Annotated in this window: 15 protein-coding genes; 6 read left to right on the top strand and 9 right to left on the bottom strand. The window is 68.0% G+C overall.

The window, feature by feature from the left end:
* Positions 1 to 69 precede the first annotated feature (69 nt).
* Genes ML342_RS01375 through rlmD form a run of 4 tightly spaced genes read right to left on the bottom strand, consistent with a single transcriptional unit; the run spans position 70 to position 3,556 of the window.
* Positions 70 to 630: a hypoxanthine-guanine phosphoribosyltransferase gene (locus tag ML342_RS01375; protein ID WP_240125113.1), complete on the bottom strand. Its 561-nt coding sequence runs from the start codon at positions 628 to 630 to the stop codon at positions 70 to 72.
* The gene (gene nagZ, locus ML342_RS01370) at positions 627 to 1,679 is read right to left on the bottom strand and encodes a beta-N-acetylhexosaminidase (RefSeq protein ID WP_240125112.1); all 1,053 of its coding nucleotides are present in this window, start codon (positions 1,677 to 1,679) and stop codon (positions 627 to 629) included. Before nagZ ends, ML342_RS01375 begins: the two co-directional genes overlap by 4 nt.
* Complete coding sequence (locus ML342_RS01365) at positions 1,673 to 2,209, bottom strand: CYTH domain-containing protein (RefSeq protein ID WP_240125111.1); 537 nt, start codon at positions 2,207 to 2,209, stop codon at positions 1,673 to 1,675. Before ML342_RS01365 ends, nagZ begins: the two co-directional genes overlap by 7 nt.
* 3 nt (positions 2,210 to 2,212) lie before the next feature.
* On the bottom strand, positions 2,213 to 3,556 hold the full coding sequence (rlmD, locus tag ML342_RS01360) for a 23S rRNA (uracil(1939)-C(5))-methyltransferase RlmD (RefSeq protein ID WP_240125110.1): 1,344 nt from the start codon (positions 3,554 to 3,556) through the stop codon (positions 2,213 to 2,215).
* A 103-nt stretch (positions 3,557 to 3,659) separates the two neighbouring features.
* Here rlmD and ML342_RS01355 point away from each other — a divergent pair, with 103 nt between their 5' ends.
* From ML342_RS01355 to ML342_RS01345, 3 genes are all read left to right on the top strand, one after another.
* Positions 3,660 to 5,270, top strand: coding sequence for a carboxyl transferase domain-containing protein (locus ML342_RS01355; protein WP_240125109.1), 1,611 nt, complete (start codon positions 3,660 to 3,662; stop codon positions 5,268 to 5,270).
* 106 nt (positions 5,271 to 5,376) lie between these two features.
* Positions 5,377 to 5,856: a bactofilin family protein gene (locus tag ML342_RS01350; protein WP_240125108.1), complete on the top strand. Its 480-nt coding sequence runs from the start codon at positions 5,377 to 5,379 to the stop codon at positions 5,854 to 5,856.
* On the top strand, positions 5,853 to 6,206 hold the full coding sequence (locus ML342_RS01345; RefSeq protein ID WP_240125107.1) for a hypothetical protein: 354 nt from the start codon (positions 5,853 to 5,855) through the stop codon (positions 6,204 to 6,206). The genes ML342_RS01350 and ML342_RS01345 overlap by 4 nt, the downstream gene beginning before the upstream one ends.
* Before the next feature lie 197 nt (positions 6,207 to 6,403).
* Here the strand turns inward: ML342_RS01345 and ML342_RS01340 are convergent, their stop codons facing one another.
* The 3 genes from ML342_RS01340 to ML342_RS01330 all read right to left on the bottom strand — a co-directional run bounded on the left by ML342_RS01340 (position 6,404) and on the right by ML342_RS01330 (position 13,190).
* Complete coding sequence (locus ML342_RS01340) at positions 6,404 to 9,184, bottom strand: TonB-dependent receptor (protein WP_240125106.1); 2,781 nt, start codon at positions 9,182 to 9,184, stop codon at positions 6,404 to 6,406.
* A 266-nt stretch (positions 9,185 to 9,450) separates the two neighbouring features.
* Positions 9,451 to 11,565, bottom strand: a complete 2,115-nt coding sequence (locus tag ML342_RS01335) for a glycoside hydrolase family 97 protein (protein ID WP_240125105.1) — start codon at positions 11,563 to 11,565, stop codon at positions 9,451 to 9,453.
* A gap of 5 nt (positions 11,566 to 11,570) precedes the next feature.
* The gene (locus tag ML342_RS01330; protein WP_240125104.1) at positions 11,571 to 13,190 is read right to left on the bottom strand and encodes an alpha-glucosidase family protein; all 1,620 of its coding nucleotides are present in this window, start codon (positions 13,188 to 13,190) and stop codon (positions 11,571 to 11,573) included.
* Between the two features lie 164 nt (positions 13,191 to 13,354).
* Here ML342_RS01330 and ML342_RS01325 point away from each other — a divergent pair, with 164 nt between their 5' ends.
* Positions 13,355 to 14,845, top strand: a complete 1,491-nt coding sequence (locus tag ML342_RS01325) for an MFS transporter (protein WP_240125103.1) — start codon at positions 13,355 to 13,357, stop codon at positions 14,843 to 14,845.
* Positions 14,846 to 14,853: 8 nt separating this feature from the next.
* The gene (locus ML342_RS01320) at positions 14,854 to 16,632 is read left to right on the top strand and encodes an alpha-amylase family glycosyl hydrolase (protein ID WP_240125102.1); all 1,779 of its coding nucleotides are present in this window, start codon (positions 14,854 to 14,856) and stop codon (positions 16,630 to 16,632) included.
* Positions 16,633 to 16,644: 12 nt separating this feature from the next.
* Here ML342_RS01320 and ML342_RS01315 read toward each other — a convergent pair whose 3' ends face one another.
* Positions 16,645 to 17,691 (bottom strand): LacI family DNA-binding transcriptional regulator, encoded by a 1,047-nt coding sequence (locus ML342_RS01315; RefSeq protein ID WP_240125101.1) that lies wholly within the window; start codon positions 17,689 to 17,691, stop codon positions 16,645 to 16,647.
* Positions 17,692 to 17,859: 168 nt separating this feature from the next.
* Here ML342_RS01315 and katG point away from each other — a divergent pair, with 168 nt between their 5' ends.
* Complete coding sequence (katG, locus tag ML342_RS01310; RefSeq protein ID WP_275672335.1) at positions 17,860 to 20,034, top strand: catalase/peroxidase HPI; 2,175 nt, start codon at positions 17,860 to 17,862, stop codon at positions 20,032 to 20,034.
* Positions 20,035 to 20,106: 72 nt separating this feature from the next.
* On the opposite strand, the gene ML342_RS01305 is transcribed toward katG, so the two are convergent.
* Positions 20,107 to 21,276, bottom strand: a complete 1,170-nt coding sequence (locus tag ML342_RS01305; RefSeq protein WP_240125100.1) for a trans-sulfuration enzyme family protein — start codon at positions 21,274 to 21,276, stop codon at positions 20,107 to 20,109.
* Between the last annotated feature and the right edge of the window lie 91 nt (positions 21,277 to 21,367).

The raw sequence follows: 21,367 nt of genomic DNA, 5'->3' as shown, positions 1-21,367 counted from the left end.
TCTCGGCGGCATCCACGCCATCGAGAGTCCGTCGAAGCGCAGCCGGCACTCACGCCGGCCATCGCAATTTCACTCATCCCCCAGCGCATAGATCGCCGGCAGGTTGCGCCCCTGCTCGTGGAAATCCATGCCATAGCCGAACACATAGGCATCCGGCACCTGCACCCCGACGTGATCGGCGGCGATACCCTCCACGCAGCGGCCGTGCATCTTCTCGGCCAGCACCGCCACCCGCACTTCGATCGCACCTTGATCCTCGCACCACCGTTTGATCGCCAACAGCGTATGGCCCTCGTCGAGGATGTCATCGGCCAGCAGCACTTTGCGCCCCTGCAGCGGAGTCGCCGGACGATGTAGCCAGGCCAGGCCAGAGCCGGTGGTTTGGCCGCGATAGCGTGTGGCGTGCAGATAGTCGAACTCGAGGTCGAGCCCGCGCTCGCCGAGCGCGAACGCCAGCTGCGCGGCGAACGGCAGCCCGCCGTGCATCACCGTGAGAAATACCGGCACTTCGCCATCGGCATAGGCGGCGCGGATCTCGCCGGCCATGCGGTTGATCGCCGCCTCCAACTCCATGCGATCGAACAGTTTTTGCGCATTGGCCAGCGCATTGGCCAGTTTGGGGGTGGTCATGCCACGTCTCCTGAATGAATCGCGCCAGACCCGGCGCCGGATTCCGACTGCAGCGTCGGCAATGCCGCGAGGCTGCGCTGTGCCGCCTCCCGACGGGGATCCGCCAGAAGCGCATCCCAGCCCAGCCCACCGCGACCGAGCAAGGCGGCCAGCGCCAGCGTGTTGGACGGCCGCGAGGCGAGCGCCTCCAGTGCGGTCGGCACCTGTGCCGGCTGACAGACCAGCGCTACGTCGCAGCCAGCGTCCAGATGGGCGTGGAGGCGCGCAGGCAGGTCGCCCGCGGCGTCGGCGGCAGCCATCCCCAGATCATCGGAAAACACCACGCCGCGAAAACCAAGCTCGCCACGCAAGATATCCGTGACCCAGCGCCGCGCGCAGCCAGCCGGCTCCGGCGCTACCTGCGGGTAGATCACGTGCGCCATCATCACCGCATCCGCGCCGGAAGCGATCCCGGCGGCAAACGGCACCAGGTCCTGCGCGCGAAGGTCCTCCAGCGAACGTGGATCGATCGCCGTATCGAAATGGGTATCCTCCTGCACCGAACCGTGACCGGGGAAATGCTTGAGCGTGGCCGCCATCCCGGCCTCATGCATGCCCGCCACGTAGCTGCGCGCGAACGCCGCCACCACCGCCGGGTCGGCGGCGAAGGCGCGATCACCGATCGCGCGGTTGCCGCGCGCCAGGTCCACGACCGGAGCGAAGCTGAGGTCGATCCCGCTGGCACGCAGTTCGCTGGCCATCAGCCAGGCGTGCTCGCGCGCCAGTGCCAGCGCGGCGTCGGAGTCACGCCGATAAAGCGCCTCGAAACCCTGCAGCGCCGGCAGCCTGGTGAATCCTTCGCGGAAGCGCTGTACCCGCCCGCCTTCCTGGTCTACCGCGATCAGCACCGGCCGCGGCGCGGCGGCGCGGATTGCCTGCGCCAACTCTGCGAGCTGCGCGCGCGAGGCGAAGTTACGCGCGAACAGCACCACGCCCGCGCAGGCCGGATGCTGCAACCAGTCGCGCTCGTGTGCGCCCAGAGCGAACCCGGCGATGCCGATCATCAGCATGCACCACCTCCCGCCTGCGCATCGCGGGCCTCCCGCTCCTGCGGGGTCCACTGGCAAAAGGGCCGCGTCGCCAGCGCCAGGTTGTAGTAGCGCGACAGCCAGGTCACCTCGGGCCCCAGCCAGTCCGGTCGCTCGAAGGAAGCATCCTCCGACTCCAGCTCGATCTCGGCCACCACGAGCCCGGCGTTATCGCCCAGAAACTCGTCGATTTCCCATTGCCGGCCCGCGTGCATGACCAAATGCCGGCGCTTTTCCACCCGGCCGCCCACGCACAATGCCAAAAGCTGCTGCGCATCTGGCAGCGGGATCGCATATTCGAACTCCTGCCGCATCGCGCCCATTTGGCTCGACTTGATGTTGAGAAACCCTGATTCGCTCTCGATGCGCACGCGCACCGAAGCGCGCATACGCCCCTGCTCCAGCAGATCCAGATCATTCAGATAGCCCTGCGCCATCGGCACCACGGCGTGCACGGCAGCACGCCAGCCTTCGCCGGCCACCAGGAACTTGCGTTCGATCTCGACGCCCATCTCTCACCTCTTCGCCGGTGGATCGAACACCGCGATCGACTCCACGTGCGCGGTGTGCGGGAACATGTCCATCACCCCGGCCGCACGCAGCGTCCAGCCGGCCTCATGCACCAGATACCCGGCATCCCGCGCCAACGAGCCGGGATGGCAGCTGACGTACACGATGCGCTTGAAGCCCTTCAGCGGTAGCTGGCGCAGCACCTCGATCGCGCCGGCGCGCGCCGGGTCCAGCAGCAGCTTGTCGAAGCCGGCCTTGAGCCACGGCTGCCCAGTCAGATCCTGCGCGAGGTCCGCCGCATGAAACCGCACGTTGCGCAGGCCATTGCGTTCGGCATTGGCGCGCGCGCGCGCCACCAGCCCGGCATCGCCCTCGACCCCGACCACCACGCCATCCCCGGCCACACGCGCCAGCGGCAGGGTGAAGTTGCCCAGCCCACAGAACAGATCCAGGACACGTTCCCCTGGCTGCACCTCCAGCAGGTCCAGCGCGCGCGCGATCATCATCTCGTTGAGACGCGCGTTGACCTGGATGAAGTCGAGCGGACGAAACTGCAGCTCGATGTCCCAGTCTGGAAGCCGAAACGCCAGCGTGGCGTCCTCGCCCAGCGGATGCACCGAGTCCACCCCACCCGGCTGCAGGAAGATCACAAACCCGTGTTCCTGCCCGAATGCGGCCAGCCGCGCACGGTCGGCCGCAGACAGCGGCTGCAGGTGGCGGAACACCAGCGCGGTGGCCGCATCGCCGGCAATGAACTCGATCTGCGGGATCTCGCGTCGCGCGTCCAGGGCGTCCACCAGCATGCCCAGCGCCCCCAGTTTGAACCCCAGCTGCGGCACCACGACGTGGCATTCGGACAGGTCGGCGACGAAGCGCGGATCCTGCTCGCGGAACCCGACCAGGGTCTTGTCCTTCTTCTCCACCCGACGCACCGAGAGCCGCCCCTTGCGACGGTAGCCCCAGGCCTCGGCGCGCAGCGGCGGCAGGACATCGGCCGGCACCACGCGGCCGATGCGCTGCAGATTGTCCAGCAGCACCTGCTGCTTGTAGGCGATCTGGCGCTCTTCGGCCAGGTGCTGCAGCACGCAGCCGCCGCAGGTGCCGAAGTGCGGGCAGCGCGGGGACACCCGATCCGGCGAGGCGGTCTGCACCTTGAGCGTATGCGCCTCATCGAAATGCCGGCTGCGCGCCGTCTGCTCGGCCAGCACGGTCTCGCCCGGCAGCGCCCCGGCCACGAACACGGTCTTGCCCGCCTGGGCGTGGCCCTCCGGCCAGCGCGCCACGCCGCGCCCGTCATGACTGAGGTCGAGAATGGAGAGGGTCTGCGGGGAACGGTCGATGCGGGCCACGGAAAATCGATGTGCAGCAAACGGCCGATCATTGTCGCAGACCGGATGCGGAGCTGGGCGCGGCTGGCAGTATCCTTATGGCTTTCCCGCACTCAGCATGCCCATGCCCGCGCTGACCTCGCAGATCGACCCTCGCTCACAGGAGTTTCAGGACAACGCCACGTTCCATCGCAGCCTGGTAGCAGAGCTCGAGCGTCGGCTGGCCCGCGTGGCGGACGGCGGCGGCGAGAAGGCGCGGGCCAAGCACACCGAGCGCGGAAAGCTGCTGGTCCGCGAGCGCATCGAAGCCCTGCTCGACCCCGGCTCACCGTTTCTGGAGATCGCACCGCTGGCGGCGGAAGGCATGTACGAAGACCAGGCCCCCGGTGCCGGCATCGTCTGCGGCATTGGCCGGGTGATGGGAATCGAGGTGATGGTGGTGGCCAACGACGCCACCGTGAAAGGCGGCACCTATTTCCCGATGACGGTGAAAAAGCACCTGCGCGCGCAGGAGATCGCCCGCGAGAACCGCCTGCCCTGCGTCTACCTGGTGGATTCCGGCGGCGCCTTCCTGCCACTGCAGGACGAGGTCTTCCCGGACAAGGAGCACTTCGGGCGAATCTTCTATAACCAGGCGCGAATGAGCGCGGAGAACATCCCGCAGATCGCCGTGGTGATGGGCTCTTGCACCGCTGGCGGCGCCTACGTGCCGGCGATGTGCGACGAATCCGTGATCGTCAAGGAACAGGGCACCATCTTCCTCGGCGGCCCGCCGCTGGTGAAGGCCGCCACCGGCGAAGTGGTGGACGCCGAGACCCTGGGCGGCGCCGAGGTGCACACCACTCTTTCCGGCGTGGCCGATCACTTTGCCGAGGACGACCGCCACGCGCTGCAGATCGCGCGCAACATCGTTGGCTCGCTCAACCGCAGGAAGGTGCTGCCGGTCGCGACCCGTCCCGTACGCGAGCCGCTATATCCGGCCGAGGAGCTGTACGGCATCGTGCCGAAAGACGCGCGCCGGCCGTTCGACATCCGCGAGGTCATCGCCCGCATCGTGGATGGCAGCGAGTTGCAGGAGTTCAAGGCGCGCTACGGCAAGACCCTGGTCACCGGCTTCGCCCACCTGCACGGCTATCCAGTGGGGATCGTCGCCAACAACGGCATCCTGTTTCCGGAAAGCGCCCTCAAGGGCGCGCACTTCATCGAGCTGTGCAACCAGCGCGGCATCCCGCTGGTGTTCCTGCAGAACATCACCGGCTTCATGGTCGGCAAGAAGTACGAGCAGGCCGGCATTGCGAAGGACGGCGCCAAGATGGTGACCGCGGTGGCCTGCTCGCATGTACCCAAGTTCACCGTGGTGATCGGCGGCAGCTTCGGCGCCGGCAACTACGCGATGTGCGGCCGCGCCTACGGCGCGCGCTTTCTGTGGATGTGGCCGAACGCGCGCATCAGCGTGATGGGCGGCGAACAGGCGGCCAGCGTGCTGGCCACGGTCAAGCGCGACGGCATCGAGGCGCGCGGCGGCACCTGGACGCTGGAGGAAGAAGAAGCGTTCAAGGCGCCGATCCGCCAGCAGTACGAAGACCAAGGCAACCCCTACTATGCCACCGCGCGACTGTGGGACGATGGCATCATCGATCCGGCCGACACCCGGCGCGTGCTGGGCCTGGGCTTGTCGGCGGCGCTGAACGCGCCGATCGAGGAGCGCACCCGGTTCGGCGTGTTCAGAATGTGATGTGATTCACACTGAGACGCGAGACCGACGCAACGCGCGCATTCATGCCGCAAATCGTCGCTTCATGGTGGTAGCCTCCAGGATTCCTCCCGTGGAGAGCTCACCCATGGCCATCTGGAAAGACCCCGCGCCGGCGTCCAAGCCCGAACCCGCCCGCTTCGATCCGCCCACCCATCTGCCCGACCTGGCCGCCCAGTCCGCGCCGGTGCGCGCGGTGGAAACGCCCGCGCGCGAATCGGTGATCGCCGCCGACCTGTCGATCGAAGGCAAGATCGAAGGCGCCGGCCACGTCCGCATTGCCGGCAAGTTCAAGGGCGACATCAAGGTGCAGGGCAACCTGACGATCGACCAGGGCGCCAAGGTGTCCGGTAGCGTCACCGCCGGCAAGGTGACCCTGGCCGGCGAGTTGGACGGCAACATCACCTCGGCCCAGCACGTGGAGCTGCTGGCCAGCGGCGCGCTCAACGGCGACATCAAGGCCGGCTCGCTCACCGTCGCCGCCGGCAGCCGCATCCGCGGCCACGTCGAATGCGGCTGGGAGAAGGACGCCAAGGCCGCGAAACCGGAGCCCGGCGCCGCCGCATGAGCGCCATCCGCCCGGGCGAGGCAGGCGCCACCCGCGCCTGCCCGCACTGCAAGGCCACCATCCTGGAAAGCTCGGCGGTCTGCCCGGCCTGCCGCGGTCACCTACGGTTCGATGCCGCCGCCACCGATGCGGCCCAGCGCTTCGTACCGCTGCACGTGGAAGGCACCCTGCGTGGGGATGACCACGGCAGTTTCGAATACACGATGGTGGTGGTGATCCGCAACGAACGCGGCGAGGAAGTCAGCCGCCACGTGGCCGGCGTGGGTGCGGTCTTCCCTGGCGAGGCGCGCAGTTTCAGCGTATCGGTGGAAGCGGTTCCGGTGCCGGCGGGCAAGCGCCGGCGCCACTGAAGCACATCTCATCACGCCGCACACGCACGCCGATACGTGCGCTCGAGCGACTGGCCGCAAGCCATCCCCGATCAAGGAAAGCGTCGCTAGACACCCGGGAGGGCGATCACATCGGCGTGCCGCGCGCGGGTCGAAAGCGCAAAAAACCCCGCCGGCCAGCGACCGGCGGGGTGGCGTATCCCAGGGGCGCCGAACGATCAGAACTTGTAGCTGGCCCCCAGCAGCAGGGTGCGGCCCCACTTGATGTATTCCAGCGGACGGTCCTTGCTGCCGGCGTAGGTGCGGTAGGCCGCATCGCCCAGGTTGTTGGCCTGCAGCAGCAGGCTCAGCCCGTTGAAGCGGCTGCCCTCGCCGAAGGTGTAGCTGACCTGCGCATCGGTGATGTTCTCACCGACCACGTAGCGCAGCGTGCGGTTGCCAGCGAAGTTTCCGATCTCGCCGATGAAGTCCGAGCGGCGGCGGTTGTTGATGCGGAACTCGAAGCCGTTGCGCTCGTAGTAGGCGGTCAGGTTGTAGACCTGCTTGGACAGCCCCGGCAGGCTGATCGGGCCGCTGCCGACGCTGCTGCTGCTCTCCGGATCGAGGATCTTGATGCTGCTGTCAGTGAAGCTGGCGCTGGCGATCACGCCGAACCCGCGCAGGCTGTCGCCGAACACCATGTCGAGCGGCATCGACGCCGTGAGCTCGATGCCCTGCAGCTTGCCGCCCTTGCCGTTGAACGGCGCCGTCATGGTGCCGGTGGTCTGCACCGGCACGGTCATCCCCGGCGGCGGCACCCAGCCCTTCAGCAGCTCGGTGAAGTCATAGCCGTCCCGGGTCTGGGTGTAGATGTAGCTGGTCAGCTGCTTGTAGAAGTAGGCGGCGGCGATGTAGGCCTTGTTGCCGAAATACTTCTCCCAGGAGATGTCGAACGCGTTGGCGCGCCACGGATCCAGCAGCGGATTGCCGCCGCCGGCGCCGGGCTTGCCGGTGGCGGTATTCACGCCGAACTCCACCGAGGCGCGCAGCTGGTCCACGCGCGCACGCGCCACCTGGCGGGCCAGGGCCACGCGCAGGGTCTGGTCGTCCGCCAGCGAGAACGCCAGGTTCAGGCTGGGCAGCACGTCGGTGTAGGTCTTGCCGTTCTGATAGGGACGGATTTCCTGGCCCGCGGGCTGCGAGCTGTCCCACACGCGCGAGGCCGAGGACTGGTCGGTGTGCTGGATCTGCACGCCGACGTTGCCGCGTACCGGCACCGAGCCCCACATCGTGTCGATGTTGGCCTGCACGAAAGCGGTGCTGATCTTTTCGAACACCTTCCACGCCTTCGGGATCAGGTACGGCGCCGAGGAGTCGCTGGGATTGAAGGTCATGTAGCGGGCCACCGCGGCCGGCACGTTCCACGAAGGAATGAATCCAACGCCGGCGAAACCCAGGTCCACCAGCCCGTACTGCAGGTCGGAGGCGATCGGGGTGACGCCCTGGCTGCCCAGCAAAATGGGGCCTTCGGGCTGGGTCTTGTCCTTGCTGCGGTCGGCGTAGTTCACGCCCACGTCGATCCCGGAGAACACGGTCTCCATCGCGTGCGGGGCCGGCAGCGAGGCCACCAGGCGGCCGCTCTTGAGCTCGTCCAGCACCTTCGGCACCTTGCCGTAGCCGGAGCCGTAGATGGTGTTGGCCAGGTAGAGGTTGGCCGGATTGGAGTAATCACGCCCCGGATGCAGCTGCGAGAAGCCGTCCGAGGTGAAGGCCAGCTGCACCGAATCAAGCTGCGGCGCCGGCAGCAGCTGGGTGTTGTTCTCCAGGTTCAGCTCGTCGCGCTTGGCGCGCGACCAGCTGGCATCGGCGGTCAGCTTGATGCCGTTGGCGAAAGAGAACTCGTTGCGCCAGCCGGCCGCGTCGATCTTGTCCTTGCGGTCGTTGTACATGCCGCGCACCAGCGGATAGACGTTCTGCGCGGTGCCGCCAGTGAAGGTGCCGTTGCTGTTGATCTGCGCGTTGACCACGTTCAGGCGGCCATAGCCGCCGTTGTAGTCACCGATATGCACCTCGAACTGGTTGGCAGTGTCTTCCTGGTGCGCCTGCGAGTGGAACACGTCGAGGGTGCTGGTCCAGGCGTCGGACGGACGGAACTCCAGGGTCGCCATCACGCCATCGCGCTTGGTGTAGCCGGTGCGGCGCAGCGCCTTGATGCCGTCGGAATAGTAGGTGCCGGCGGGCACGCCCGGCCGCCAGTTGGCGCCGATCGCCTGCCACGGTTCGTACAGACCGACCTGGTTTTCCTGGATCGGCGTATCGGAATGCGAATAGCCGATCGAAAAGCCCAGCGTGCGGTCGGCGTTCTGGCCGATGTAACTCACGTTGAAACGGTTGCCTGCCGAACCCTGGTTGGCGGCAGCCCCCAACGAGTTCTGCTGCCAGCGGCCGCTGATCGCGATCACCGGCTTGTCATAATCCAGTGGGCGCACGGTGCGCATATCGATGGTTCCCGACAGGCCCTGCCCCACCAGCGACGCATCCGGGGTCTTGTACACGGTGACGCCGGCCATCAGCTCGGACGGGTACTGGTCGAACTCGACGCTGCGGTTGTCGCCGGTGCTGACCATCTCGCGGCCGTTGAGCAAGGTGGTGGCGAAATCGGGCGAGAGGCCGCGCACGCTGATCACCTGCGCGCGGCCGGCGACGCGCTGCGCGGCCAGGCCCGGCAGGCGGGCGATGGATTCGGCGATGCTGACGTCGGGCAGCTTGCCGATGTCCTCCGCCGACACCGCCTCGACGATCGAGGTCGCATCCTTCTTGATGTCGATCGCGCGCTCGATGCCGCCGCGGATACCGGTCACCACCACTTTATCCAGGTTCTTGGCCTCTTCTTTCTCCTTCTTTGCACTGGCCGACGCAGTTTGCTTGTTCGCCGCCTCCTGGGCCTGCGCCTGCACCGCCAACATCAGCGCGGCAGAAGCCAGCGCCACGCTCAACAGATTCCGCTTCAACTGCACCATGGTCCCCTCCAGGAATGGTCTTTGTGAGATCCGGGCGCTCTGCGTCGCCCACGGTTTCATGCCTGTATCACGCGTGAATGCATGAACGCTGCGATGGTGTGGCAGCGCCCGCGCAAACGAAAGCATCTGCATACGTATTCATGGCTCACGAACGCGCAGGAGCATGCGCGCGCGAGGTCGCACGGCCCCACCGGTGCCGAATGAATACCGTCGTCTGCACGTCGGCCGCCAGCGAACCAATGGCTTGCCTGCCACGGGCCGTGCGATCAATCGCCCAATGGCACCAGCCGGATCGCCGCGCCACCGCCACCGGCCAGCCACAGCGAGAGCACGTCGCCGCGGGCGACCGTCTTGTCCTCGCGCACGAAGCGGAAGCGCGCCGGTCCCCGCCAGTCCGCGCCCTCGCCGTCGCGGTAGATCTCCGCGCGGTAGCGCTTGCCGGGCTCGAGAAACTCCAGCGTCAGCGACAGCGTGCGCGGGTGGCGGTCGTTCATCGCGCCCACGAACCACACCGGCGCGCCGCGCTGCTTGCGCGCGATGGCGACGTACTCGCCCACCTCGCCGGCCAGCACCCGGCTCTCGTCCCAGTCCACCGCCACGTCCTTGATGAACTGGAACGCCTGCGGGTGCTCGGCGTAGTGCTCGGGCAGGTCGGCCACCATCTGGATCGGGCTGTAGATGCCGACGTAAAGCGCCAACTGGCGCGCCAGCGTGCTCTGGATCTCCTGGCCGTCGCGCCCGGTCAGGCTGACGATGCCGGGGGTGTAGTCCATCGGCCCGGCCAGCAGGCGGGTGAACACCAGGGTCACCTCGTGCTCGGGCGGGTTCGGCGGGTGGCCCCAGGCGTTGTATTCCATGCCGCGCGCGCCCTCGCGGGAGACCCAGTTCGGATAGGTGCGGCGCAGGCCGGTGTCCTTGATCGGCTCGTGCGCGTCGATGGCGATGTGGTGGCGGGCGGCATCGCGTACCACCCGCAGATGATGGTTGCTCATCCACTGCCCTTCGTGCCATTCGCGCAGGATGGGGCCGCCTGGCGTGTCCTGGCGCTCGATCTGGCCGGCGTCGCACACATAGCCGGTCTTCACCACGTCGATCCCCAGCTGCTGGAACAATGCGAACGCGCTGTCCATCTGGCGCTCGTAATGGCTCACCGCGCAGGCGGTTTCGTGGTGCCCGATCAGGTGCACGCCGCGCGATGCGGCGTACGCGGCCAGGCCCTCGAGGTCGTAATCGGGCGTCGGCCTGCGGAAGTCGAAGTTCCAGCCGTTGGCGAACCAGTCACCATCCCAGCCGAGGTTCCAGCCTTCTACCAGCACGCCGCGAAAGCCGTTGGCGGCGGCGAAGTCGATCATGCGACGGGTGTTTTCGGTGGTCGCGCCGTGCCCCGGGCCGGTCGCCCAGCTCTGCTGGTTCAGGTGCAGCGACCACCACACGCCAACGTATTTCGAGGGTTTGAACCAACTGACATCCCCGAGCTTGTTCGGCTCGTTGAGGTTGAGGATCAGGCTGGATTCCGCCAGCCCGCCGGCGCGCTCGCTGATAGTGATGGTGCGCCAGGGCGTGGCGAACGGGGTCGTACGCACCACCGGCACCGGGCTGCCTGGAGTCAGCGCGGCGCGGAGCTCGCCATCGCCACCGCGCACCAGGTTCATGCCGGCATAGTCCACCAGCGCGGCCTCGTGGATGCTCAGGTGCAGGCCGTCATCGGTGCGCAGGGTCAGCGGGGTCTGCGCCAGACCGACCTCGGCCGGCGGGGTCTTGCGGTACAGGTATTCCTCGCGGTTCCATTCCAGCGCCGGAATCCACCATGCGGTAGCCGGGCGTGCGATCGCGAACTCGGTCAGCTCCTGCACGATCTGCGCCTGCTGCAGCGCGGGCTGGCGCGGGATGTCGTAGCGGAAGCCGACGCCGTCGTCGAACACCCGGAACACCATGTCGAAGCGGCGGTGGTCGCCGTCCTTCTCGACGAAATACGCGCGCAGCTCGTTGTGGTGGTCGCGCACGTAGCGGCGCTCGCCCCAGGGCTGCTCCCAGGTGGTGTCCACCTGGGTGCTTGCCTGCCCTTCCAGGCGCAGGTTGCGCAGCAGCTGGCGGCCATTGCGGAAGATGAAGCCTAGCCGCGAATCGTTGATCACCGGCTTGCCGTCGCGCAGCACGCGATAGGCCAGCCGGCCCTCGCCATTGAGGTCCAGCTGCACCTCGATGCGGCCGTCGGGCGAGGCCACGCGGGCCACGGTCTCGGCCTGCGCCAGTGGCGACAGCAGCAACGCCGCCAGCAGCCAGCCCGCGCCGGTCTTTGACGCACCGCGCCGCTGCAGGCATCCACGCAGGGAGGGTCGCGGATTTCCATCGCCACGGCGATGACAGGGATGGGCGGCCATCGGCATCACTCCAACATGGCGAACGCAGCGCCGCGCGGCGGCAGGTGCAGGGTGCCGTCCTGCAAGTGGCCCGCCTCCGGGCCGGGAACCGCAAGCAGCGCGCCGGCGGCGAACGCCGGCCACGCCACCGGCGCGGGCGACAGGTTGAACACCGCCAGCAGGCGCTGGCCGGCGTGCTCGCGCACGAACGCCAGCAGCGGCGGCGGCGCATCGAGGAAGCGGATGCCGCCTTCCACCAGCGCCGGCTGCCCGCGGCGCCACTGCAGGAAGGCGCGGGTGGCGTGCAGCACCGAGCGCGGGTCCTGCTCCTGCGCGGCCACGCTGCGCGCGCGGTGGGCCTCGGGGATCGGCAGCCACGGCGTGCCGGTGGTGAAGCCGGCCTGCGCGCTTGCGTCCCACGGCATCGGCGTGCGGCAGCCGTCGCGGCCCTTGAAGTTCGGCCAGAACGTCTTGCCGTACGGGTCCTGCAGCGCCTCGAACGGCACCTCGGCCTCGGGCAGGCCCAGTTCTTCGCCCTGGTACAGGCAGACGCTGCCGCGCAGACAGCACACCAGCGCCACCAGCTGCCGCGCCAGCGCGTCGTCGCCGGCTTCTGGCGCGCCGCTGCCCCAGCGCGTCACCGCGCGCTGCACGTCGTGGTTGGAGATCGCCCAGCACGGCCAGCCCGCGCCCAGCTTCGCTTCCAGCGCCTCCACCGTGGACCGGATGTAGGCCGGGCTGGCGTCCTCGGTCAGCAACTCGAAGCTGTAGCCCATGTGCAGGCGGCCGGGCGCGCAGTACTCGGCCATGGTCGCCAGCGAATCCTCCGACGAAATCTCGCCCAGCGCGCCCACGTCCGGATAGCGGTCCATCAGCGCGCGCAGCTCGTGCAGGAAGCCGAGGTTCTCCGGCTGGGTGTTGTTGTACCAGTGGTACTGGAAGGCATACGGGTTGTCGGGGCTGAACCCGCGCCCGGTGCGCAGCGCCGCCGGCTTGGGCGGGTTGTCGCGCAGCTGCGCGTCGTGGAAGCAGAAGTTGATGGCGTCCAGGCGCAGGCCGTCCACCCCGCGGTCGAGCCAGAACTTCACATTCTCCAGCTGCGCCGCGCGCACCGCGGGATTGTGGAAGTTCAGGTCTGGCTGCGATGCGAGGAAGTTGTGCAGGTAGTACTGCCCGCGCCGCGGCTCCCAGGTCCAGGCAACGCCGCCGAAGATCGACAGCCAGTTGTTGGGCGGCGTGCCGTCCGGCTTCGGATCCGCCCAGACGAACCAGTCGGCCTTCGGGTTGTCGCGGCTCTGGCGGCTTTCCTGGAACCAGGGGTGCGCGCTCGAGCAGTGGCTCAGGACCTGGTCGATCATCACCTTCAGGCCCAGCGCGTGGGCCTTGGCCAGCACGCGGTCGAAATCGGCCAGGGTGCCGAACAGCGGATCGACATTGCGGTAGTCGGCGATGTCGTAGCCGAAATCGGCCATCGGCGAGGTGAAGAACGGCGAGATCCAGATCGCGTCCACGCCAAGGCTGGCGATGTAGTCCAGGCGCGCCAGCAACCCCGGCAGGTCGCCCACGCCGTCGCCGTTGCTGTCGCTGAAGCTGCGCGGGTAGACCTGATAGATCACCGCGCCGCGCCACCAGTTGTCTGCTGCCATCCTAGCCACCCATACCGTCGTCGCCTGCGACTATGCCGCCTGGCGCGTGCGGATACGAAAGCCGTCAGGCTGAATACGTTTACACGGCGAAGCGCGGCGCGCCTGCGCTATATGTAGCCAGGCCGCGCACGGGTGGCCGAATCGCCACCGCCATCGGGGATGCCATGCACGCTGCCATCGCACAGGACAAACCGCCGCTTTCGTTCTGGCAGATCTGGAACATGTGCTTTGGCTTTCTCGGCATCCAGTTCGGATTCGCGCTGCAGAATGCCAATGTCAGCCGCATCTTCCAGACCCTGGGCGCGGACATGGATGCGCTGCCTGGGCTGTGGATCGCCGCGCCACTGACGGGGCTGCTGGTGCAGCCGGTGATCGGCTACCTCTCCGATCGCACCTGGACCGGCCTCGGCCGCCGCCGCCCTTACTTCCTCGCCGGCGCCCTGCTTGCCTCGCTGGCGCTGGTGCTGATGCCGGCCTCACCGACCCTGTGGGTGGCCGCCGGCCTGCTGTGGGTGCTGGACGCCTCGATCAATGTATCGATGGAACCCTTCCGCGCCTTCGTCGGCGATCAGTTGCCGATGTCGCAGCGCGCCCAGGGCTATGCGATGCAGAGCTTCTTCATCGGCATCGGCTCGGTGGTCGCCAGCCTGCTGCCGTGGCTGCTGGAAAAAGCCGGGGTGGCGAACACTGCCGGCCCCGGCCAGGTGCCGGACACCGTGCGCTACGCCTTCTATGCCGGCGCGGTGGTGCTGGTCGGCGCGATCCTGTGGACGGTGCTGCGCACCCGCGAATATCCGCCCGAGCAGCTGCACGCCTTCGACCAGGTACCGCCGCTGGACCGCGCGCCGCTGGACCGCGCGCGCGCCACCCGCTTCGGCCTGCTGTGGCTGGCGATCGGCGCGCTGGGCCTGGCCGGCGTGGCCTGGCATGAGCTGCCGCGCGAGCTGTACCTGCTGGGCGCGCTGCTGGCCGCCTACGGCGTGGCGCTGCTGACGCTGACCGTGGTCGGCCGCGACAGCGGCTTCGCCCAGGTGATGGGCGACATCTACGCCATGCCGTTGGCGATGCGGCGGCTGGCGGTGGTCCAGTTCTTCTCGTGGTTCGCGCTGTTCGCGATGTGGATCTACACCACCGCGGCGGTGACGAAGGTGTACTACGGCGCCACCGATACCGCGTCTGCCGCTTACAACAGCGGCGCCAACTGGGTGGGCGTGCTGTTCGCCGCCTACAACGGCTTCGCCGCGCTGGCCGCGATCGCGATTCCGTGGATGGCGCGTCGCTTCGGCCTGCGCGGCAGCCATCTGCTCAATCTCGTCCTGGGCGGGGCCGGGCTGGCCTCGATCCCGTTCCTGCCCAACGAGAACTGGCTGGTGCTGTCGATGGTCGGGGTGGGCATCGCCTGGGCCTCGATCCTGTCGCTGCCCTACGCGCTGCTGTCCGACAGCGTGCCCGCCGCCAAGATGGGCGTGTACATGGGCATCTTCAATTTCTTCATCGTGATTCCCCAACTGGTGGCGGTGGCCACGCTGGGCTACCTGCTCAAGCACCTGTTCGCGGACGACCCCGCGAAGGTGCTGGTGCTGGGCGGCGCCAGCCTGGTCGTGGCCGGGCTGTGCGTGCTGCGCGTGCCCGAGCCGTCCGCCCACCGCGCCTGAGGCCGCCCATGCACCCGACCCGCACCCTGCTCGCCGCCACCCTGCTGGCTGCCACCACCGCCTGCGCCGGCACCCCGGCCCGCCCCGCGCCGCCGGCGCAGCCGAACGTGCAGGTGGAAGAACAGGCGAAAGGACAGGCGACGCCGGCGGCGGATTACTACGGCACCCTGGAGCCGTTTGCGCGGGAGGCGGTGTACTTCGTGATGACCGACCGCTTCGTCAACGGCGATCCCGGCAACGACCACCGTGACCAGGGTGGCAAGTACCGCACTTTCGACATCCCGGAACCTCCTTGCGCGGGCGTATCCGGCAACATCGGCTACCTGGGCGGCGACTTCAAAGGCCTGGCCGAACACCTGGACTACATCCGCGATATGGGCTTCACCGCGGTGTGGATCACCCCGATCGTGGACAATCCCGACCAGCACTTCACCGGTGGGAAACCAGCGACCTGCGGCAGCGTTCTGACCGACCACGGCATGGCCGGCTATCACGGCTACTGGGGCGTGAACTTCTACAAGGTGGATGAGCACCTGCCCAGCCCCGGCATGGACTTCAAGGACTTGACCGCGGCGATGCATGCCAAAGGCATGAAGCTGGTGCTGGACATCGTGGCCAACCACGGCTCGCCGGCCTGGGGCATGGCCTTCGACCAGCCCAAGTTCGGCAAGGTGTACGACCGCGACGGCCGCCTGATCGCCGACCACCAGAACCTGCCGCCGCAGAAGCTCGACCCGGCGCACAACCCGCTGCACAGCTTCTACAACACGCGCGGCCCGGTCGAGGACGGCAAGGGGTCGATCTTCGACGGCAACCTCGCCCAGCTCTCGGACTTCGACGAGAACAACCCGGCGGTGCTCGACTACCTGGCCGGCGCCTACGAGCAGTGGATCGAACAGGGCGCGGACGCCTTCCGCATCGACACCATCGCCTGGATGCCGGACAGTTTCTGGGAGAAGTTCACCCGCCGCATTCGCGCCAAGCACCCGGGCTTTTTCATGTTTGGCGAGGATTTCAACTTCGATGCCAACGCCATTGCCCATCACACCCTGCCGGGCCACGGCCAGACCAGCGTGCTCGACTTCCCGCTGCAGCAAGCGATGAAGGATGTGTTCGGCCGCCAGCAAGCCGGCTTCGAGCGGCTCGCTGCGGCGCTGCATCTCACGGGCGGGCCCTACGCCAATCCCTATGAGCTCGCCACCTTCTACGACAACCACGACATGCCACGGCTGGATGCCAGCGACACCGGCTTCATCGACGCCCACAACTGGCTGTTCACCGCGCGCGGCATCCCGGTGGTCTATTACGGCTCGGAGATGGGCTTCATGCGCGGGCGCCCGGAACACAATGGCAACCGCAACTATTTCGGGGTGGAAGGCATCCGCGCCGCGCAGACCAGCCCGATTCACGCCGCGCTGGCCCGCATCGCCCACGTGCGCAAGGCCTCGCCCGCCCTGCAACGCGGGCTGCAGCTGAATCTCGAACTGGCCGGCACCCACGCCGCGTTCTACCGGGTGTACCAGCACGCCGGCCAGCACCAGATCGCGCTGGTGCTACTGAACAAGGGCGATGCGCCGGAACGCTTCCAGATCGACCGCCTGTTGCAGCCCGGCCATTGGGTCTCCGCGCTGGACGGCAGCGTGCGCGATGTCGGCGCCGGCGGCGCGCTCACGGCCGAAGTTCCGGCGCATGGCGTGCAGGTGTTCCTGCTGGATGCGCCGGTCAGCGATCCGGCGCTGGCCGTGGCACTGGACGCGGCCATGGCCGACGCGCAGCGCCCGCGCTGACGCCTGCGGCGCTCACTCGGCGCTGGAGGCGCGGACCTCCAGCGTCGGCGCGAGCATTTGGCTGTATGCAGGCTGGTCACGGATCAGCGCCAGCAGTGTCTCCACCAACAGCCCGCCCGCGCGCGAGGTGTCCTGCACCACTGTGGTCAGCGGCGGATCGGCAAAGCGCGCCATCGGGGTGCCGTCGAAGCCCACCACCGCCACGTCCTGGGGCACCCGCAGGCCGGCCTCTTTCAGCGCATGCAGCGCGCCGATCGCGATCAGGTCGCTGGCGGCGAACAGCGCATCGAACGCCTGCCCACGCGCCAGCAGCGCGCGGGTGGCGGCGTAGCCGGCTTCCTCGGTGCTGTCGGCATCCGCCTGCAGCTCGGGCAACAGGCACAAGTCAGCCTCCCGTAGCGCGGCATCGCAGCCCTGATAACGGGCGAAGAACTCGGGAAACCGCGAGGAGGCGTGCCCGATGAAGGCGACCCGACGCCGGCCGCGCGCCAGCAAATGGCGTCCGGCCAGCATGCCACCTGCCAGGTTGTCGCAGCCGATGGAAATCCCTGGCTGGCCGGGTTCGACCTGGCCCCAGCGCACGAAGTGGGTGCCCTGCTCCACCAGCTTCTCCAGCTTGCTCTGGTAGGCCAGATAATCGCCGTAGCCGAGCAGGATCAGCCCGTCGGCCTTCATGCTGTCCTCGTAGTCGGCATGCCAGTCGTCCGAGAGCTGCTGGAACGACACCAGCAAATCGTGCCCATGGCGCGCGCAGGCGCGGGTGATCGAGCCCAGCATCGACAGGAAGAACGGGTTGATGTGGGAATCGTCGGGCGTCGGATCCTCGAACAGCAGCAGCGCCAGGGTGCCGGCGCGCTGGGTACGCAGGCTGGAGGCGTGGCGGTCCACCTTGTAGTTGAGCTCGCGCACCGCCTGCTCGACCCGGCGCCGGGTCTCGGCATTCACCAGCGGACTACCGGCCAGCACGCGCGAGACGGTGGCCTGCGAGACGCCCGCCCGGTGCGCGATGTCCAGCGAGGTGACGCGGGTCTTCTTGCGAGGACGGCGTGGTTCGGTCATGCCGCGAGTGTAGCAATCCGCGCCGCCTGCGCCCGAAAAGCAATCGAAGAGAGCTATCGAGCCGATCTCAAATAAGTATTTCACCTATCAAAGCGGCAAACCTAGAGTGCTCCTGCGGCTCGGCTGCGAGCCACCCACACCATCCCACCTCTTCAAGGAGCAGCCCTCATGGCAAGCAATGCCCAACCCCGCCGCGGCCAATGCCCGGTGATGCACGGCGCCCCGACCTCGATCGGCGCAGCCGATGCCAATACCCACTGGTGGCCGAACGCGCTGAACCTGGACATCCTCCATCAGCACGACAGCAAGACCAACCCGATGGACAAGGACTTCAACTATCGGGAGGCGGTGAAATCGCTCGACGTGGCCGCGCTCAAGCAGGATCTGCGCGCGCTGATGACCGACAGCCAGGACTGGTGGCCAGCCGACTGGGGCCACTACGGTGGCCTGATGATCCGCATGGCCTGGCACGCGGCCGGCACCTACCGCGTGGCCGACGGCCGCGGCGGCGGCGGCACCGGCAACCAGCGCTTCGCCCCGCTCAACAGCTGGCCGGACAACGTCAGCCTGGACAAGGCACGGCGCCTGCTGTGGCCGATCAAGAAGAAATACGGCAACAAGATCAGCTGGGCCGACCTGATGATCCTGGCCGGCAACGTGGCCTATGAATCGATGGGGCTGAAGACCTACGGCTTCGCCTTCGGCCGCGAGGACATCTGGCACCCCGAGAAGGACATCTACTGGGGTTCCGAGAAGGAATGGCTGGGCCGCGACCGCTACGAGAGCGACGACAAGCCCGACTCGCTGGAAAACCCGCTGGCCGCGGTGCAGATGGGCCTGATCTACGTCAATCCGGAGGGCGTGGGCGGCAAGCCCGACCCGGCCAAGACTGCGCTGGAAGTGCGCGAGACCTTCAAACGCATGGCCATGAATGACGAAGAGACCGTCGCCCTGACCGCTGGCGGCCACACGGTCGGCAAGATGCACGGCAACGGTCGCCCCGAGCGCTTGGGCCCGAATCCCGAAGCGGCCGACATCACGGAGCAAGGCCTGGGCTGGGCCAATCCGGACATGCAGGGCAAGGCTGCCAACGCCATGGCCTCTGGGCTCGAAGGCGCCTGGACCACCCACCCCACCCGGTTCGACATGGGCTACTTCGAGATGCTGTTCAACCACGAGTGGGAGCTGCGCAAATCCCCTGCCGGCGCCTGGCAGTGGGAGCCGGTCGATATCCGGGAGGAAGACAAGCCACTGGATCCGACGGATCCCAGCAAGCGCCGCAATCCGGCGATGACCGATGCCGACATGGCGATGAAAGTGGACCCGATCTACCACGCGATCTGCCGCAAGTTCATGGCCGATCCGGAGTATTTCAAGGACACCTTCGCGCGCGCCTGGTTCAAGCTCACCCACCGCGACATGGGCCCGAGAACACGCTACATCGGCCCGGAAGTTCCGCAGGAAGATCTGATTTGGCAGGACCCGGTGCCGGCCGGCCGCAAGGACTACGACGTGGCCGCGGTGAAGGCAAAGATCGCCGCCAGCGGCCTGTCCGTCTCCGATCTGGTCAGCACGGCGTGGGACAGCGCACGCACCTTCCGCCAGTCCGACTACCGCGGCGGCGCCAACGGCGCGCGCATCCGCCTGGCCCCGCAAAAGGACTGGGAAGGCAACGAACCGGCGCGGCTGGCGCGGGTACTGGCGGTGCTGGAGCCGATCGCGCGTGAAACCGGCGCCTCGCTGGCGGACGTGATCGTGCTGGGCGGCAACGTCGGGCTGGAACAGGCGATCAAGGCCGCGGGCTTCGCCGTGCCGGTGCCGTTCTCGCCCGGCCGCGGCGATGCCAGCCAGGAGCAGACCGATGTGGAATCTTTCGCCTATCTGGAACCGCTGGCGGATGGCTACCGCAACTGGCTGAAGAAGGACTATGCGGTGAGCCCGGAGGAACTGCTGCTGGACCGCACCCAGCTGATGGGCCTGACCGCGCCGGAGATGACGGTGCTGATCGGCGGCATGCGCGTGCTCGGCACCAACCACGGCGGCAGCAAGCATGGCGTGTTCACCGACCACGTCGGCGTGCTGACGAATGACTTCTTCGTCAACCTCACCGACATGGCCAATACCTGGATCAAGGTCGGCGACCATTACGAAGTGCGCGACCGCAAGACCGGCGCGGTGAAGTGGACCGCCACCCGGGTGGACCTGGTGTTCGGCTCCAACTCGATCCTGCGCGCCTACGCCGAGGTGTACGCCCAGGACGACAACAAGGAGAAGTTCGTGCGCGACTTCGTGGCGGCCTGGACCAAGGTCATGAACGCCGACCGCTTCGACCTGCACGCCTGATCTCCTCGCAGGCAGTCATGGCAACGGCCGCGTCAGCGGCCGTTGTCGGCCGGTTGCGGCCCACGGACGATTTCAGCCCACAGTCGCCAGCGCCTGCGCGAGGTCGTCCCACAGATCCTCGACATCCTCGATACCCACCGACAGCCGCAACAGGCCGGGAGTGATGCCAGTAGCGGCCCGCACGGACTCCTCCACCACCCGATGGGTCAGGCCTGCCGGATGCTGGATCAGGGTATCCACCGAACCCAGGCTCACCGCCGGCGTCATTACCTTCACCGCGGCCATCACCGCCGCCGCCGCGGCGTGGCCACCGCGCAGCTCGAACGCCAGCAGGCAGCCGGGACCGCGCATCTGGCTGCCCACCAGGTGCGCACCCTGCGCACCCGCCAGGCCCGGGTAGAACACCCGCGCCACCGCCGGATGCTGCTGCAGGCGCTGCGCCAGCGCCTGCGCATTCGCCTGCGCCGCCTCCACCCGCAGCTTCAGGGTCGGCAGGCCACGATGCAGGAGATACGCGGCCAGCGGATGCAGCAGCGCGCCGGTCGCCGCGCGCACGGTGCGCAGCGGCGCCGCATGCGCCTCGTCGCAGCAGATGACCCCGGCGATCACGTCGCCGTGGCCGCCGAGGAACTTGGTCGCGCTGTGCAGCACGTAGGTAGCGCCGAGCTCGGCCGGGCGCTGCAGCACCGGGGTGGCGAAGGTGGAATCCACCAGCACCGGCACCTCGCCGGCGGCCGCCACCACCGCGCGGATATCCACCAGCTGCAGGGTCGGGTTGGCCGGAGTCTCGATCACCACCAGCGCGGTGTCGGCGCGGCGCCTGGCAGCGATCTCGTCGGCCTGCACGAACTCGGCCTCGAGCCCGCACATGCCACTGGCCAGCAAATGATCGGACGTGCCGTACAAGGGGCGCACCACCAGCACGTGCCTGCCATGCTGCGCGCGCGCCAACAGCACCGCGGTCATCGCCGCCATCCCGGAGGCGAACGCGACGCACGCCTGGGTGCCTTCCAGCGCAGCGATCGCGCGCTCGGTGCGGGCCACGGTGGGATTGTGCAAGCGCGCGTAGATCGGATTGGCCGCCTCGGCGGCGCCGGCCACCAACGCATCGAAGCTGGCCGTGCCCACGGCCAGATCCGCCACCGGGTAGGTGGTGGACAGATCCAGCGGCGGGGCGTGCACGCACAGGGCGCCGAAGTCGGCGCGGCCGGCATGGACGGCGGTGGTCTGGAAACGGTGCATGGCAGCCTCCGATACGGTCGACTGCCGCTATGCTAGAACCTAGTTCGCCTGACCATATCTTGACCGAATAATATTTCGCATTACGGGGAAA

It is taken from the genome of Thermomonas alba, from assembly GCF_022419205.1.
GTDB classification, from domain to species: domain Bacteria; phylum Pseudomonadota; class Gammaproteobacteria; order Xanthomonadales; family Xanthomonadaceae; genus Thermomonas; species Thermomonas alba.
Note: the sequence above shows the minus strand (reverse complement) of the source record. Positions and strands in the feature narration are given on the sequence as shown.